The following is a 17,278-nucleotide window of genomic DNA, read 5'->3' on the forward strand; positions in this document are numbered from 1 at the left end:
TGACGAGGTGTCCTACTATCGCTATTTTACTATGCAATAGTGTGTATCAAAAGAAAAGTGGTTATAAATAATGATTGCAAGGTGCGTAGAGGTGTTGTATAATTTTAAATCGTAATAATTACTATTTAAAAGAAGGAGATTGGGCTAATATGAAGAAACGTATTTTAGCTTTTTTAACTATTGCAGTCGTAAGCATACTTTTAGTCGCATGTGGTCAATCTGGAAAACAATCCTCTTCTAGCGATAAACTCCAAGTAAAAACAACCGTATTTCCGATTGAATCATTTATTAAACAAATTGGTGGCGACCATGTTGAAGTCGAATCCATTTATCCAAAAGGAACAGACTTACATAGTTATGAACCGTCACAAAAGGATATTTTAGATGCAAGTAAATCAGACTTGTTTGTTTATACGGGGGATAATTTAGATCCAGTCGCTAAAAAAGTTGCAGGTGCGATTAAAGAAGATGACAAAAAATTATCACTTGAATCGCATTTAAATAAAAATGATTTATTGAAAGATGAGCATGATGACGAAGATGAAGCACATGAGCATGACCACGAACATGGGGATGAAGCGCATGATCACGATGCGGACCATGAAGAACATGATCATGAAGCGCACAACCATGGAATGTATGACCCACACATTTGGTTAGATCCAAAAATGAATGAAACGATGGTTAAAGCCATTCGTGATGAATTAAGTAAAAAAGATCCAAGTCATAAAGCAGAGTATAAGAAAAATGCAGATAAATTATTAAAAGAACTCGATGGCATCGACCAAGATATGAAAAAAGCAACAGAAGGCCACCAAGGGGATACATTGTATGTTTCACATGAATCTTTAGGCTATCTTGCGAAACATTATGGATTTAAACAACAAGGTGTTCAAAATATGAATGCTGAAGACCCATCACAAAAAGAACTGACAAACATTGTGAAAGCTATTAAAGCTTCCAAAACAAAATACATTTTGTATGAAGAAAATGTATCCAATAAAGTCACAGATACGATTCGTCAAGAAACAGACGCACAACCATTGAAATTCAACAATATGGAATCCGTGTCTAAATCACAAAGTGAAGATGCCACATATCAATCTTTAATGAAAGAAAATATTAAAAATATTGAAAAAGCCTTAAATAAATAATTAAAGAGCCACACCCTGAGAAAACAGGGTGTGGCTTATTAATATTATTGTACTTTATTGACTGAAGCGTCATAAATAGAATCGATAGTTTCTCCAAGAATTTTATCAAATTCTTCATCAGATTGACTGACACGTAAGTCGTTAATTAACGCACGAGAGAAGCTCGCGATAAGTCCGTCATTTGTTTTTAAAACTTCATTTGCATGTTCGCGACTGTAACCACCAGATAAAGCTACAACACGAACCACATTAGGGTGATTGATTAAAGGTTCAAATTGATTTTTGTTTGTAGGAATCGTTAACTTAAGCATTACAAGTTCATCATCATTAAGTTGATCCAAATGTTTTTGAATTACTTCAGTAAGGTAAGCTTCAATACCTGCTTTATCTTCAGCATCGATATTAACTTCTGGCTCGATAATAGGCACTAAACCTTTTGCGATAATTTGTTTTGCTACCTCAAATTGTTGATCGATTACTTGGTCAATACCATCTTTATTAAATTCAAGAATATTAGAGCGCATTTTAGTACCGAAAATTTTATGTTCAGTCGCACGATCTAATAATGCATCTAACTCAGGCATCGGCTTCATTAATTGAACACCGTCTTTTTGCTCAGCGAGCCCTTTATCTATTTTTAGGAAAGGAACAATACCTTTATTCGCAAGGTAATCTCCTGTATGTTGTCCTTCAACTTCACGATCCATCGTTTGTTCGAAAAGAATCGCACCAATCACTTTATCAGATGTAAAAGAAGGAGAAGTAACAATGCGTGTACGCATCTCATGAACAAGACGGAACATTTCATCATCGTTGTTGTATTGATCTTCATTTACACCATATCCACGCAAAGCTTTAGGTGTACTACCGCCACTTTGGTCTAAAGCTGCAATAAAGCCTTTATCATTTTTCATTTTATTTAATTGTTCTTTATTCATCACTTACACTCCTTATTTAAAATGTCGTACATCTACAGTATGCATAAAACGGTAAATACGTTCAAATAATTTAAGCTGTATTTACGCCGTTCAGTGACTTTTAATTCAATAAATTGTCATATTAATCAAGGGGAAAAACAAGAATATTATTATCACAAAATATAGATTTTAAACTTCATCATACAGTATAATAAAATTAAAACATTGTACATTTCTGAATAGAGGTATTAAAAACATGAAGATAAAAATAGTCACTCTACTATTAGTCTTATTAATTACATTAAGTGGTTGTGGTTTCAACAAAAGAGAAGACGTAGAAGCAGAATTACAAGAGTCTTTATCTGTTTATCCGACGAAGAATTTAGAGGATTTCTACGATAAAGAAGGTTATAGAGATATCAATTTTAGTAAAGAGGATAAAGGTGTTTGGACAATCTATACTTCAATATCTAAAGAAAATGAATATGGTAGGTCTAATATTGAAGGAGTGGTCTTGCATATAAATCGAAATTCTCGAACAAGTGAAGGAGAATATTTTGTAGAAAAAGGAATGAAAGACGTTAGAAAAGATGTTGAAAAAAGATATCCTATCACAATGAAAAACGGTAAGTTACATTTAAAAAATTCTAACGTTGATCCCCGTATCAAAGAAAAAGTTGAAAATTTTGAACTCTTTGTTCAGTTTGGGAATTTAAAAAAATTGAATCAATATGAATTTAAAGATTTTAGTTATAATAATGAACTCCCCAATTATTTTCTTAGTTATACTCTAAATCAAAATGATGACAATTTGAAAGAAATAGGAAAGCGACTCAATATTAAAATAGGAAAGAACCCTGATCTTACATTTGAGGGAAGAGGAGACGTAAAAAGTGATGTTGGAGGATCTAATAGTATCACTTATACATTAGATGATGCAGATGACTGTATTTTCACGAGTTTTGTAAGTTATAGACCAGAGAGATACATTAAATGAATAAGATGTCAAAAAGAAAGCGGGACTTTATGAGGCTGAAAAAAGTAGCGGTATTTATATTAGGACTGACAATCACAATGACAGTATTAAGTAGTTGTGGTTTTAACAAAAGAGAAAAAGTAGAAGCAGAATTACAAGAGTCGTTATCTGTTTATCCGACGAAGAATTTAGAGGATTTCTACGATAAAGAAGGTTATAGAGACGCCAATTTCAGTAAAGAGGATAAAGGTGTATGGACCATTTACACGGCTATAGATAAAAAGAATGAACAGGATGAACTTGACAGTGAGGGGGTAATTTTACATATAAACAGAAATTCTCGGACAAGTGAAGGAGAATATTTTGTAGAAAAAGGAATGAAAGACGTTAGAAAAGATGTAAAAAAAAGATATCCAATCACAGTGAAAAACGGTAAGTTACGCTTAAAAGATTCTAACGTTGACCCACGTATTAAGGAAAAAGTCGAAAATTTTGAGCTCTTTGTTCAGTTTGGAAAGTTAAACGATCTAAAACAATATGAATTTAAAAACTTCAGTTATAATCCTGAATTGCCAAATTATCTTCTTATGTATAATTTGAATCCGAATGATAGTAACTTAAAAGAAATAGAGCAACGATATAATCTTAAAACTAAAAGTGCCCCTGAGCTTATATTTGAAGGAAGAGGAGACGTAAAAAGTGATGTTGGAGGATCTAATACCGTAACGTATACATTAGATGATGTTGATAGTTGTTTTTTAACTAGTGCAGTAGGATACAGACCAGAGAGATATACCAAATAAAAGATATTGAAGTGATATCAAAAGGAACGTGGTGGCTTCATGAAGGTAACAAAAACGGCAATTTTGATATTAGGAGTGATGATTTCAATGACAGTATTAAGTAGTTGTGGTTTTAACAAAAGAGAAGAAGTAGAAGCAGAATTACAAGAGTCTTTATCTGTTTATCCGACGAAAAACCTAGAAGATTTTTACGATAAAGAAGGTTATAGGGATGCCAATTTCAGTAAAGAGGATAAAGGTGTATGGACCATTTACACGGCTCTATATAAAACAAATGAGCACGGAAGACTCAATACTGAAGGAGTAATTTTACATATTAATCGAAATTCTAGGACAAGTGAAGGAGATTATTTTATAAAGAAAGGAATGAAAGACGTTAGGCAAGATGTTGAAAAAAGATATCCTATCACAATGAAAAACAACAAGTTAGTTTTAAAAGATTCTAACGTTGACCCACGTATTAAGGAAAAAGTTGAAAAATTTAAGTTCTTTGTTCAATTTGGGAATTTAAAAAAATGGAATCAATATGAATTTAAAGACTTTAGTTATAATCCTGAATTGCCCAATTATCTTCTTATGTATAATTTAAATCAGAATGATGACAACTTAAAAGAAATAGAGAAACGATATGGTCTAAAAGTCAAAAAGAATCCTAAGCTTATATTCAAAGGAAGAGGAGAAGTTAAAAGTGATGTAGGAGGATCTAATAAAATCACTTATGAATTAGACGATGCAGATGAGAGTTATTTCACAAGTATTGTAGGCTATAGACCAGAGAGGTACATTAAATGAAAGATAAAAGAGAGATATCACCTATAAGCAGTTACACGGAAAAAAACAGTGCTATTTCTTATAAAACATATGAAATTGAAGCAGAAATGCTTAAAGGTGCCAAACAATCGGATTTTGAAATAAGTATTGAGGAAGATAAAGAGTACAGAGAATTCCCTCCAAACTTAAAATATATCGATTCATTTGTTGATAAAAGTACAGGAATGAGTGGCTCTGCTTTTTTAGATACAAATACGAATAGAGTAACGATTGGCTTTGCTGGAACAAATGTTGATAATAAACTAGATTTAATAAAAGATGTGGGAGCAGATATTAATATTGGTCTAGGGATGGTTGATGCAGCAGACCCATATTTTGTTGAAGCCAATAAATTTGTTGAAAAAATTAAAAAGAATCATGAAATTGAAGGTTTTACGGGTCATTCTAAAGGTGGTCGTGATGCAGCTGTTTTGGGGATAGAACATAATGTAGATAGTATCGTTGAGTTTAATGCTGCAACTACTCATGTTACGAACACAACTGTTGCGAACAAACTTAATCAAGATTTAATCGCCTCAATGATAGAAGGATACTCACCGTATTTGACATCTCCTATTATCGGTCTCTCTAGTTACCAATCAATGCTAGACACCAAAATTGGACCAAAAAATTCAATTCATGAATTCATTAAAATGACTATCTTTGATTCTAAAGCTAAAGATTTTAATGGTGAAATAACGCATTTTAGAAATAATGATGATCCTTTATCGCTTGGCTTAATGCTTTTGGGTGGGAAGTATTATGGGGAAGATGTGGTACTTGGTTCAGGTAGTCATTCACTATCATCAATGTTAACTTACGAAAAACAATTAGAAATAAAAAAGAAATTGAATAAATACCCTTTTGATAAATCTTTAAAAAATAAGCATAAAGAAGTTCATGATACAACGCAAAAGCGACTTGAAAAAATCGACGCATTACGTGCTAATATGGTCCGAACAAATGGTGGAGGATTGTCCTCTTCTCAAGAAAAGCTTATTGAAAGCGCAATCGCATTGACTTTAATAAAGGGGTTAAATGATTTGTTAGATGCGGAAATTCAGTTATTATGCAAAGAATATCAATCAGCAATAGAAGATTTAGGTGTATTATGGCAAGACACAAAACATAAAGGACAAGAAGTAGCACATGGATTACTAACAGATGATGAAATTATAGAGGCACTTAGAGAGGGGGGCGCAACTGAACAATCTATTTTTAACGAGCCAAAAGAAACAATTAAAACAAAAGAAGCTAAATTAAAAGAGGTACGTCAAAAGTATGATGATTTAGTTACTAAAATGGAAAATGCGATTAATGAGATTGTAAATAATGATCAAAATTTAGCGCAACAACTAGGAGTGATGTCATCATGAATGAACTAAAAAGAAAAATTGAAAGTATAGAAGATGAGATGCAAGAAGCACTTCACCGTTTTGACAAAAATTTTGATGTTTTACAAGACTATAAACATAGCTTGAGAAGAGATATTGAAAAAGATTACGATATATTTCACAGTCTTCAACAAAAAGACACTAATCTTCACAATTATCAACATGAGTTTGAATACATTATGAGTGAATTGGAATATGATGCAAATCAACAAATCAAAGTGGTGGAAAGAAAATTACAAGCTGAGCGAGATCATATACAACATGAATATCAACAAAAAATTAAGCAGATTGAAATAAAGGGGTGAGAATATGGGATTAGAATCTTACTATGACGATATAATTCATTATTCATTAACGCTTAATATCCTAAAGAAAAAAGCATATTATCTCATAATCACTAAAACGATTGCGCCTAATGCTATTGACCATCGAGATGAACGTATGAAAGCGTTAGATTCAGAAGAAGACCAGTGTATCGATAAGATTATTGCAAGTCAAGCCGCATTTTTTGCAGAATTTGAAGCTTACGCTAAAGGGGATTGGACTAAGGCTGCAAAGGGAGAAATGACCGCGGTTCAAAAAGCGTTAGAAGCTATTAAATAGTAAATGAGGGACGGGACATTGAGATGTTCACGTCCTTTATTTCGTTCTTAGCGTACATTAAATAAACGTAGGAGTAATTGAGTTTTAATGGTTCTTTAATTTGCGCAATATCAAAGGCCTGCCGTTTGTCATAAGGAAAGTTTTAGTATTACGATGACAGAGGAAGGTATCATTGATATTTCACAAGTAGGTGTTAGTATGTGGGCTTCAAAAGTATGTTAATGATAAGTTGAGCACTAACGCCATTGAAGCAAGGAGTGATACGTATGAAGCATAAAGGTTTGGAATATTATTTAAATATAGACGAAACGCGTTTTACTGCCCCAACACGTGAAGCACTTGATATGTACACGGAACACTTTATACGCAAGGTGCCGTTTGAAAATATTGATGTTCAAAATGGTGTCAGCATATCGGTAGAGATTGCCGCAATTTATGATAAAGTGGTCAACCGTCAACGGGGTGGTTTTTGTTATGAACTGAATACGTTATATCGCCATTACTTAGTTGAAAAAGGGTTTCGTGCATTCAATGTTTCTGCCACTGTGCATACGCCTGACGGTGGGCGTAGTTTACCTGGTTCTCATATGTCTACCGTGGTCGAGATAGAGGGGCATTATTATATCGCTGATGTGGGCTTTGGCGAACGTCCGCTACATGTTATGCCATTATTGCCTCAAAATCAGGCACAAGTAGTTGAAGATACTATGGGAATATTTAGAGCGGTTTTTGTTGATGATACATATGATCGGTTTGAAGTTCAAAAATGGGACAGTGAGGCTTGGAAGACGAAATACGAAGGGGATTTAACGCCTAAACAATTAGCTGATTTTGCGGAGAACTTAGTATATAATCAGACGAATCCTAATTCTATTTTTGTGAAACAACTCATCGTCACAAAACCTACAGAAAAAGGTCACGTAACTATGTCACAGCATCATTTAACGCTTACTGAAGAGGGGCAAAAATACAAAAAGGAAATAACACCAGACAATTATCGTACATTGTTAAAAAAGTACTTTAATATAGATAGTGTCATTCATCGGTTAGAAGGACCTTATAAATAAAGGTACTTTGATTTTGGCTAGCTATCGGTGATTGCTAAGTGATAAGGAAAAGTTTAACGCCCTCTCATATTCCGTTGTGAATATGGGAGGGCGCTTTGTGTATGCATACGTTATTCTTTGTTGAAAAATGCGCTGATTTTATCTTTGATTTCTTCAAGTTTTGAGTTTACTTTATCGAGTTCCTTTTGCATTTGAGCTTCGTTGCCATTTTGGCGTTGATTTTCTGCATTTTGTAAATTGTCTGCTGTTTTGTCATAGTCATTCGCCACTTTATCTGCTTGTGGATCGTTCGTTTTATTTTTTAAAGCGGCGATTTCTTGTTTTAAAGCATCAATTTTACTTTGTGTATTTGCTTGATTATTTTCGATACTTTTCTTTGTATCTTCCACTTGTTGTTGGAGTTGGTCATTTTTTTGTTGTACCAATTGCGCATCATTTTGGTTGGCTTGTTCCGTTGAATTTGTATCGTTGGTTGCTTGATTTGGGTCATCTGAAGATGTGCAAGATTTAACGATAAATGCAACTAAAGCAATGGCGATGATAAATAAGGCCAAAAGAAGCAATTTGTTTTTTCTTTTGGACGAATCAATTTCTGCTTGTTGTTGTTGTTCGCGTCGATAATCTCTTTCATTATAATCATTATGACGCTGCGGGCGAATCAATATACCACCGAATACTTCTTGCTGTTGCTGATGGGTTAACGTATTGATGTTTAAATCTGTATTTAACTGGTTGAACTTATCATACGCGATGATCGTTCCATCATCTAAAATTTTCTCAATTCTAGGGTAATCACGATTTCTTTCTTGGCGTTTCATAATAACTCCCTCCAATCAGTCTGGCCATATTAGTGTAAATTACTGCTATCGTATTTTAAGAAGGAACAAGCGTAGAAAGCAGACATATGTTGGCCTACTGCTAAATAAGTTGAAATTAAAAATAGCAAGGGTAAAATGTTTATTTTATCCTAACACATATTAATTTTTGATACAAAAAACACGATGTGCGATATCGTACATTAAAACAGGCTGAGACATCATGGATACTGTTATGGAATACGCTATGCCACAAAAGAAAAATGCCAACAGAGCATTTAGTTCTGTTGGCATTTTGAACGCTTTTGTCTCAACCTTAATAAGTCATGTGATTAATTTTTGGAATGTTGTTTTTTGAGTTCGTCAATAATAAGGTTACTCAATGCTTTTTGACCTGCATATTCTAAATGTACACCGTCATAAGCAAAGTATTCAGGATGTCCGCTTGAGGCTTTGTGCCAATCGATAAGATGAACATTTTCATGTTTATCTGCAGCTTTTTTCAAACTATCATTAACATTTTGTTCGTAATCTCTTGGCACACGTACATTGACAAAATAAATTTGTGCATCTCCTAAATCACCGATAATTTGATTCACTTGTTCCTCTGTAAAAGCACCATTTGTTCCCAACTGCATCACGACATCTTTATTAGGCTTCGCAAAATCACGATATTGTGAGGTAAGTAGGGCATTGGCTTCTGATAATTGACGACCGACCTTCCCGTCAATGGTCGCGTTCGGTACAGATTTTTGGAAGACATTACCGATGTCTACCATTACTGAGTCTCCAATAAGAAGCGGTGCTAAATGTTTTGAATCAACATGCTTTGCATTCTCATCAGCAGGGGGTGTTTTAGGTTTCGCTGTTTTCTTATTGGTAAAAGAAGTTTGTTTTTGAGTATTATGATTTTTACCAAGGTTGTCGGCTTGACCGCTTAACAATAATAATGATGGAACCGCCAACAAAAGAATAAGCGCAAGACGCATGAAGCGTGACACTTGATTCGGTTTGAATGAGAAGGCACGGAAGCCATTTTTACGAATAGGATTTTCAATGAAACGATAAGATATTTCAGCAAACACAAACATTAATACGACATCAATAATGTACACGTAATAAGGAAGTTGCCCTGCCACAAAGTGACGATGTAACAATACGATGACAGGATAGTGCCATAAATACAAACTGTATGACCGCTTACCAATTGCTACAAAGAGTGGATTCCCCATGAATTTTGCAAAAAATCCGGATGGATGTACAACACTTGCAATTGTAAATAACGTTACAAAAGAGATTAAGTAAAAACCGCCATGATAAATCCATGTATCATGTTCGCTTACATTTAAAATAAAAACGACGAGAAGCGCAAAACTGAGTACGCCTACGAGATCAATCAACGTACGTAACCGCATTGCAACTTTTTGTTTTAATCTAAAAGGTGGCCAAATGAGTGCAAGCATCGCACCTAATAATAAGGTTTGAAGTCGCGTATCTGTGCCGAAATAAACGCGGGCTGTGCTGCTGGTTGTACTTGATAAGAAAATCATTAAAGCTAACGAAATGAGCGAAACGATAAAAAAGATAATAAATGTATACTGTCTTTTTCGCAACTTGAAAATCATATAAAGAATAAATGGAAAGAAGAGATAAAACTGTTCTTCAATAGCCAAAGACCATAAATGTTTCAAGGGCGCGATAGAAAATTGATTAAAATAATCAACATCTTGTGCAATATACCACCAGTTGGATACGTAAAATATAGCCGCGATGGCATCATTTTTTAACGCTAATATAATATCAGGCTCGAAAAATATAGTATACGTCAATACAACTGCCAACATAAATAACACGGCAGGGATTAAACGCTTCACACGGCGAAGCCAGAACGCAGGTAGGTTGATTTTTCCAGTCTTATCATACTCAGAAATTAACAATGATGTAATCAAAAAACCAGAAATTACAAAAAAGGTATCTACACCTAGAAACCCACCTGGCAACCATTGAGGGTTTAAATGGAAGATAATAATTGCGATGACGGCAATCGCTCTAAAACCGTCGAGACCAGGGAGATACTTTTGAGTATGAACAGGTTTCGTTCTTTTTAATTCCTTTTGTGTCATTCATAACATCCTTAAATTTTAAAAATTGAACAGCGATAAAACATTTCAAATACAAATGATAGCTATTAAAAATTGATAGGGTCTAATGATTAAACTTCATTACGTAAAGCACGACGCCCTATGTGTATCAAAATTATTATATCTCAATAATGGGAATATATGAATAATATATATGACTTTTACTATTAGTACAAATAGTAGCGGTCAAAAATTAAGAAATATTTTATAGCGTTTTCAAGTTCTTGTAAAATACGTATTTCAGTGACTTAGCATATGAAAATAAACGAACTTATCAGCAAGACTTGAGCACAAAATAATTTATAGCACTTGATAGTAGCGTTATGCCATTTAAAATTCTAATATATAGCGTTAAAGCGGCGATGAGTCGCAATATATCCTTTTATTTCGAACCGACTATAACTGCTTAATTTGTGATAATGCAGAAGATGAATTGAACGTTTCCGGTCAGTTCTCAACTTAAATTGAACATTTAAAATAAATGAATTTTTAACCCACGCTTCAGTTTATTTTTTCATATGTTGTCATGATTTCTTTATTTTTCAATACAAGAATACCGATATTTTATCAAATTATGTAATTAGAATTTATTTTAAATAAATGTTAAAATAATATTGTGTAACTGATGAATGTGTGATATATTAAATTCATCAAGAAACACTTTTGCTTTTTAATAAATTGTTTCCTCGATTTGATGATCTTAATTTATACCATTTCATCATAATCCATATTAAGTTAAAAAAGAGAGACTAACAGTGAAGAGGGCAACATATTTTTAACTTTAGTAATGTGATATTATTGAAATTTTCAATTAGGAGGTGTTCCTATGATTATTGGAACAGCTTTAGTACGACATTCATTGCCAATGGTAAACAATTATCGAAAGAAGTTAGAAGCAGAAAATTGTGAGCAAACTTATATTACGTATTGCGATGCGTATTACGAGGATTTCACCCAAGATGATTTAGATTTTTTGAAGCACCCACTGAACCCTGGTGACACAGTCGTGACTGTAGAGTTAACGTCGATGTGCAACTCGGTCGAAACGTTTGAAAATATTTTAAGAATGTTTCAACGTCGTCAAATTAACTTCAAAGTACTCGACCATCAATTTTATTTCAAACCTGAGGCTTTAACTGAAAGTGTAATTGAAACACTCATCGGTTATTTTGAAGATGAGTATTACCAGTATCAATTTTTAGTTGAAGATCAACTCGTTACATTTGGCCGCTACCGTTTTACCCCTTCAGAAGTTGAAGAAATTTTAAAGCTCCTTGAACACCAATCTATGAATGATTTATCTAAAGACACCGGTGTTCCCATAACTACACTAGAAACCTTCATTTTACTTTATCGAGAATTTAAGAGGTATGATTCGCAATATACCGCAAGTTAGCTTTTTGTAAGCAATCCTTTTTTAATTAATTTTACCTACTGACACATGAGATGGCTCACCATATCCTTTTTATATAAAGTCATAAATTATAATAATATTTATTTTTTCATACCGACAAATTCATTGGATATTCTTTCATAAATGTTAAGGTATGGTGGGCTGTTTGATGTGGTTCATGTTCTCAGTAGGTAAAATTTTTGTAGAGTATCAATAAAGAGGTTAGGACAAAATGTTACTTTTGGAAGACCATTTATCGGTTTCCTAGAGTACGAATTTATGATGTCCTAACCTCTTTTATTCAAACGATTATCGACAAATGTGGCGTGTCTAAACATGTTTAATATAGAAAGCGACACACTTTTAACATTTTTAGTTAGAAGTGTGTTGCTTATTTTGAACACAAATAACCGCAATGTATATACAAAAAAACCATCTCTGACACGAGGTGGATGTGTCAGAGATGGCGTTTCTAAGATTTTTAGAAATGTGTCTGAAATATCAGGTTCATAGGACGTATACAGTCTCACATTCAGGGACATATTGAACGGTATAAAAGCTTGATCAAAGATGATAAGCAAGTTGAGGCGCAAAATGAAGTGAACTCTAACGCAACCGTATTGATATAAAACAACTTAGAAGAAGCTACTTTATCTCATAGAGTAAAATCAAATGTAGGCAGTTTCATCCAAATATGCCTATGAATAAGGTGAGACAACAATCAAAATGCGTATCGTTGTATAACTTATATTTTGCTTCTCTCATTGCGAGGATTCAATATGTGTGTAGTGATGTTGTACTGTGATCAAGAGTACAGCGCATCAACAATAAACTTAACTAAATTTACGTCATTGTTAAGTGATAACAAGTGCACCTTAACTGTTTTAACAAAATGACCTTGTTGTGAATTTGTAGTGCACTGATAATCAAAATAAAGCCATTGTGTTAGTAAGTAATACACTATGAAAAAACGCTGACGTAAATAATAGCAACATGTCATCTTTGATACGGCTTTTTTCATACGAATATAGTGACGTTGATGTGTTTAATAGTGGGTACGTCGATTTGTAATGAGACTTTGTATACTTTGAGGTGTATGAAAGCTGCCTGAAATGAGTGCTAACAGAAATTGATCGCTATTTGGGATTAAGTGTTGAAATAAGTTTGAAGGTTTCGCGCGCGGTCATATATCTGAAGATGCTCATTTGTATGGGGGGAAATTACCCAATAAGCGCATAAGGAAATGTACCATAGCTGGGGAGTAGCGTACACACGATACCTGTATAGACGTGCCAAGCTGTTTCATTAAGTGTATGTGATTGGTAGAAATGAGGTAAGATACCGCGTTCATATTGACCATATCGCAAAAGTTGTTTTAAAGAAATAAGACTGTTTTATTGGCCAGTTATTAATATAGGATACATACTTGCTTAATAAATCTAGTATATGTGAGGTTAGGACATACAGATATGTGAGACGTTTCCTTATGCTGGATAAGATGACATGTGCTAAGAAAATATAGGATAAGTCAAAAATTAAGCGTGACAATATCAAATATTTTCTGTAATTAGATTATAAAGTGTGTAAATGAAGATTGCAATATAAATTTTCCGATTTTTCTAAAAATTTATGAGGAATGTGTTTATTATTAAGTTGAGTGTAGTATTAACGCTAAATTTTTAGTAAGTGGGAGAGGAGTTTATCTTTTTGAAAGAGTTGTATAATCTTAAAATGATTTTACAATGAGTGTTGGAAAATTTTTAATGTATAAAAAACACCAACACGTTGCGATAAGTGCAATGTGTTGATGTGTTTAAGTTAAAGCCGCTTATCCTTTGACGTGCGTCATTTCGAGCTGGTGAATCAAATGAAGCAACATATCATTATTAGGAGTAGGAATACCGAATTCACGGCCATAAGCACTAATTTGCCCATTCAAGTAGTCGATTTCTGTTAAGCGACCGCGATAGAGATCTTGATGCATAGAAGGGTAGTGTAGTCCTTGAGCGTTTTTTGGATAAGTACTTTCAATTTTTTGAATAAGGGTCTGAGCGTTGAGTTGTATCCCTTTCGCTTTTGCGACTGCAATGATTTCATCGATGATCGGTTCAATTTGTTGGCGTGCATCAGGGTAGGAACTGAATTCAAAGATGGTCTTATCAAGTATCGTACAAAGTGGATTAAGGACACTGTTTAAAGTTGCTTTTTCCCAAACCGTTTGAATAACGTTATCACTGATATAGGCATTCAAATGAGCATGATTGAACATCTCAACAATAGCTTCTGTACGTGCATCATTTTCACCGTCAGCACGTTGTAAGTCGATGCGACCAGTACCTTCTAGTAAGATTTGACCAGGGCCACGTAATCCTGCTGTCCATACTGTTACAGCTAAGAAAACTTGCGTTGTAGGAATAATTTGGGCAAAGCGTTCATCATGACCGAGACCATTCATTAAAGTCAAAATAGCTGTATCTTCATAAATTGCGCCCCGATCAAGTAAAGTTTGAAGCATTACTTCAGAGTGCATTGCTTTCGTTAAGATAATGATTAAATCGTAACGCGCTTCAGCATCCTCGGGTTTACATGCTGGGATATCAATGTGATATGTATCAGTTTCAGTTTGAATTTCAAGACCGCGGTCATTGATGGCTTGAACGTGTTCATCCCAGAAATCGATGAGTGTGACGTCATAACCTGCTTTTTTGAGTTGGCTTCCAATGCGACTTCCCATAGCACCGGCACCTGCGATTGCAATTTTTTTCATTTATAATTCCCCCTTTGAATAACTAAAATGTTGTATTTTTAGCGTAATTTCAATAGAAATCGATGTCAATCGTATATGAGAAAAGTTACCAAAATATTCGAAAAATTGCACAATGAGGGCGTTGGTTTTAGTTTCTAAATTGAAAAAATGACAATTATAGATTAAAATGAGCAATATATTTTTTGGTGTTTAATTTGCATTTTTAGTGAACATGTAGCACATATTTAAATGGAATTAACGGGCAGAACACAAATTTAACTAAAGGGATATGATGAAATAATGGAACATAATTCTGAGTTTGTAGGTAATAGTCGACTTATTATAGGGATTGTTCTAGGCGTGATTACGTTTTGGCTATTTGCATTATCTTTAGTCAATGTAGTACCCACCCTACACCAAGAATTAGGGGAGAATTTCGGACTAATTAATGTTGCTGTCAGTCTGACGTCCCTCTTTTCAGGTATGTTTATCGTTGGTGCTGGTGGGATTGCAGATAAGTATGGTCCTGTCAAAATGACTTATGTCGGTTTAACTTTAAGCATTATTGGATCATTAGTTATTGTTTTATCGTCACATATTATTCCTGTCATCATCGGACGCGGGATACAAGGTATATCGGCAGCGTTTGTTATGCCAGCAACTTTATCAATCATAAAAGGCTATTATCATGGCCGTCACCGTCAAGCGGCTTTAAGTTATTGGTCTATCGGATCTTGGGGCGGTGGAGGTATCGCTTCATTTTTTGGCGGAATTACTGCTACATATTTAGGATGGCGCTGGATTTTCATCTTTTCAATCATGGTTGCCATTGTCTCCATGATTTTAATTAAAGGGACACCAGAAGTACCTCGAAAACACACTGTAGCACGCCAAAAATTTGATTTTATTGGTTTAATGCTCTTTCTTGTTTTTATTCTAAGTTTAAATTTAATCATTACTCAAAGTTCTGATTATGGCATCACATCTCCATTTATCTTGGCGCTCATTACTATATTTGTCATTTCAATTTTGACTTTTATCATTACGGAAAAGAACCGTAAAAACCCATTAGTGAATTTTAATATTTTTAAAGATAAAGGGTATACAGGAGCAACATTATCTAATTTTTTAATGAATGCTGTAGCAGGAACTTTAATTGTAAGTAATACTTTCGTTCAAGAAGATAAAGGGTTTACATCTGCACAAGCGGGTTATCTCTCAATTACGTATCTCATTATGGTATTAGTTACCATTCGTGTTGGAGAAAAAATTTTACAACGTTTAGGTGCACAAAAGCCGATGTATATCGGAAGTTTATTAAACATGGTAGGTATTATTTTAATCTCACTGACATTTTTACCTACGACAGCTTATGTTATCGCGTGTGTGATTGGATATTTTATTTATGGTTTAGGCCTTGGTTTATACGCAACGCCATCTATGGACACAGCGATTGCGAATGCGGATGAAGCACATATTGGTATGGCATCAGGGATTTATAAAATGTCTTCATCGCTCGGTAATGCGTTTGGTATCGCCATCTCCACAACTGTTTTTGCGATGGGGACGTCTGCGTTTAACTTACAAATCGGGGCGATGTTTGGCTTAGGGTTTAACGTATTTATGGCATTGATTTCATTTTTACTTGTGGTATTGCTTGTGCCTCGATCACAAGGTGTACAATGACAAGTATAAGGTAAGAAAACGCATGTTAGGCGTTTGGTAAACCATCGCGCTATATGACCCTATCTCCCTTTTTATGAACGAATCATGTATAATTTTCAAAAAAGGGGGGATTCGGATGTATATTCCAAAACAATATCAAATGCACGATTTTGAAGAAATGGTACGTTTTATTGAGGCACATCCGTTTGTAACGATCGTTACAATGGAGGGAACACGTCCAATTGCGACACATGTCCCGGTGAATGTAGATGTAGAAGGGGAAAAGATACGACTTACTGGCCATCTTGCAAAAGGAAATGCTCAATTAGAGACCCTGGTACATAATGAGGCAGTACTTGTGCTTGTTCAAGGCCCGCATGCTTACATTTCATCGACATGGTATGAAAAAGAAGATGTGCCAACGTGGAACTATCAAAGCCTCCATTTGTATGGGAAAAGTCGTTTATTGAGTCCCGAGGAATTGCAAGCAGATTTAAAAATATTGCTTGGGAAATATGAAGGAAATCGTTCAAATGGTGCTACTTGGGAAAATTTATCAGAACAAACGTTGAAACAAGTAAAAGGAATTATCGGATTTGAAATTCAAGTGACGGAAATGCAAGGAAGTTATAAGCTGAGTCAAACTAAAACAGACATAGATAAAAATACAATTATTACACAATTAGCCAATTCCAACCACTCAATAGAACGTCAACTATCAGACGAAATGAAGCGTCACGTTTTAAAAAATAAAAATCAAGATTAAATCATAAAACACAAGTGCTCTGAAATGC

16 protein-coding genes are annotated in these 17,278 nt (G+C 34.3%); 11 read left to right on the forward strand and 5 right to left on the reverse strand.

Translation table 11 applies throughout. The annotated features are described in order from the left end of the window. The first annotated feature begins 149 nt into the window (after positions 1 to 149). A complete protein-coding gene (locus tag LN051_RS00925; protein WP_229292763.1) occupies positions 150 to 1,154 on the forward strand; it encodes a metal ABC transporter solute-binding protein, Zn/Mn family in 1,005 nt (334 codons plus the stop codon). Positions 1,155 to 1,198: 44 nt separating this feature from the next. Here the strand turns inward: LN051_RS00925 and LN051_RS00930 are convergent, their stop codons facing one another. Further along, complete coding sequence (locus LN051_RS00930; protein ID WP_229292764.1) at positions 1,199 to 2,092, reverse strand: fructose bisphosphate aldolase; 894 nt, start codon at positions 2,090 to 2,092, stop codon at positions 1,199 to 1,201. Between the two features lie 235 nt (positions 2,093 to 2,327). Between LN051_RS00930 and LN051_RS00935 the strand changes: the two genes are divergently transcribed. The 7 genes from LN051_RS00935 to LN051_RS00965 all read left to right on the forward strand — a co-directional run bounded on the left by LN051_RS00935 (position 2,328) and on the right by LN051_RS00965 (position 7,724). Then, the gene (locus LN051_RS00935) at positions 2,328 to 3,068 is read left to right on the forward strand and encodes a tandem-type lipoprotein (protein WP_229292765.1); all 741 of its coding nucleotides are present in this window, start codon (positions 2,328 to 2,330) and stop codon (positions 3,066 to 3,068) included. A 5-nt stretch (positions 3,069 to 3,073) separates the two neighbouring features. After that, positions 3,074 to 3,850, forward strand: a complete 777-nt coding sequence (locus LN051_RS00940) for a tandem-type lipoprotein (protein ID WP_229292766.1) — start codon at positions 3,074 to 3,076, stop codon at positions 3,848 to 3,850. Positions 3,851 to 3,889: 39 nt separating this feature from the next. Continuing rightward, the gene (locus LN051_RS00945; protein ID WP_229292767.1) at positions 3,890 to 4,642 is read left to right on the forward strand and encodes a tandem-type lipoprotein; all 753 of its coding nucleotides are present in this window, start codon (positions 3,890 to 3,892) and stop codon (positions 4,640 to 4,642) included. Further along, complete coding sequence (locus LN051_RS00950) at positions 4,639 to 6,036, forward strand: hypothetical protein (protein WP_229292768.1); 1,398 nt, start codon at positions 4,639 to 4,641, stop codon at positions 6,034 to 6,036. Before LN051_RS00945 ends, LN051_RS00950 begins: the two co-directional genes overlap by 4 nt. Continuing rightward, positions 6,033 to 6,359: a hypothetical protein gene (locus LN051_RS00955; RefSeq protein ID WP_229292769.1), complete on the forward strand. Its 327-nt coding sequence runs from the start codon at positions 6,033 to 6,035 to the stop codon at positions 6,357 to 6,359. The genes LN051_RS00950 and LN051_RS00955 overlap by 4 nt, the downstream gene beginning before the upstream one ends. A 4-nt stretch (positions 6,360 to 6,363) precedes the next feature. After that, complete coding sequence (locus tag LN051_RS00960) at positions 6,364 to 6,657, forward strand: hypothetical protein (RefSeq protein WP_229292770.1); 294 nt, start codon at positions 6,364 to 6,366, stop codon at positions 6,655 to 6,657. Between the two features lie 266 nt (positions 6,658 to 6,923). Continuing rightward, the gene (locus tag LN051_RS00965) at positions 6,924 to 7,724 is read left to right on the forward strand and encodes an arylamine N-acetyltransferase family protein (RefSeq protein WP_229292771.1); all 801 of its coding nucleotides are present in this window, start codon (positions 6,924 to 6,926) and stop codon (positions 7,722 to 7,724) included. Between the two features lie 110 nt (positions 7,725 to 7,834). Here LN051_RS00965 and LN051_RS00970 read toward each other — a convergent pair whose 3' ends face one another. Together LN051_RS00970 and LN051_RS00975 are read right to left on the reverse strand one after the other, a co-directional pair. After that, positions 7,835 to 8,542, reverse strand: a complete 708-nt coding sequence (locus LN051_RS00970; protein WP_229292772.1) for a hypothetical protein — start codon at positions 8,540 to 8,542, stop codon at positions 7,835 to 7,837. 329 nt (positions 8,543 to 8,871) lie between these two features. Continuing rightward, positions 8,872 to 10,662, reverse strand: a complete 1,791-nt coding sequence (locus LN051_RS00975) for an acyltransferase family protein (RefSeq protein WP_229292773.1) — start codon at positions 10,660 to 10,662, stop codon at positions 8,872 to 8,874. Positions 10,663 to 11,506: 844 nt separating this feature from the next. Here LN051_RS00975 and LN051_RS00980 point away from each other — a divergent pair. Beyond that, entirely contained in the window at positions 11,507 to 12,076 is a 570-nt protein-coding gene (locus tag LN051_RS00980; RefSeq protein WP_229292774.1) for a hypothetical protein, read from the forward strand. 1,217 nt (positions 12,077 to 13,293) lie between these two features. Here the strand turns inward: LN051_RS00980 and LN051_RS00985 are convergent. Beyond that, positions 13,294 to 13,440: a hypothetical protein gene (locus tag LN051_RS00985; RefSeq protein WP_229292775.1), complete on the reverse strand. Its 147-nt coding sequence runs from the start codon at positions 13,438 to 13,440 to the stop codon at positions 13,294 to 13,296. A 461-nt stretch (positions 13,441 to 13,901) separates the two neighbouring features. Then, positions 13,902 to 14,840 carry a ketopantoate reductase family protein gene (locus LN051_RS00990; RefSeq protein ID WP_229292776.1) on the reverse strand — a complete coding sequence of 313 codons (939 nt, stop codon included), beginning with the start codon at positions 14,838 to 14,840 and terminating at the stop codon, positions 13,902 to 13,904. 279 nt (positions 14,841 to 15,119) lie between these two features. On the opposite strand from LN051_RS00990, the gene LN051_RS00995 reads away from it, so the two are divergent. Both LN051_RS00995 and LN051_RS01000 read left to right on the forward strand, forming a co-directional pair. Next, positions 15,120 to 16,505 carry an MFS transporter gene (locus LN051_RS00995; protein WP_229292777.1) on the forward strand — a complete coding sequence of 462 codons (1,386 nt, stop codon included), beginning with the start codon at positions 15,120 to 15,122 and terminating at the stop codon, positions 16,503 to 16,505. Positions 16,506 to 16,620: 115 nt separating this feature from the next. Then, positions 16,621 to 17,250, forward strand: a complete 630-nt coding sequence (locus LN051_RS01000) for an FMN-binding negative transcriptional regulator (RefSeq protein ID WP_229292778.1) — start codon at positions 16,621 to 16,623, stop codon at positions 17,248 to 17,250. Positions 17,251 to 17,278: the final 28 nt, after the last annotated feature.

It is taken from the genome of Staphylococcus ratti (assembly GCF_020883535.1).
In the GTDB taxonomy this organism is placed as follows: domain Bacteria; phylum Bacillota; class Bacilli; order Staphylococcales; family Staphylococcaceae; genus Staphylococcus; species Staphylococcus ratti.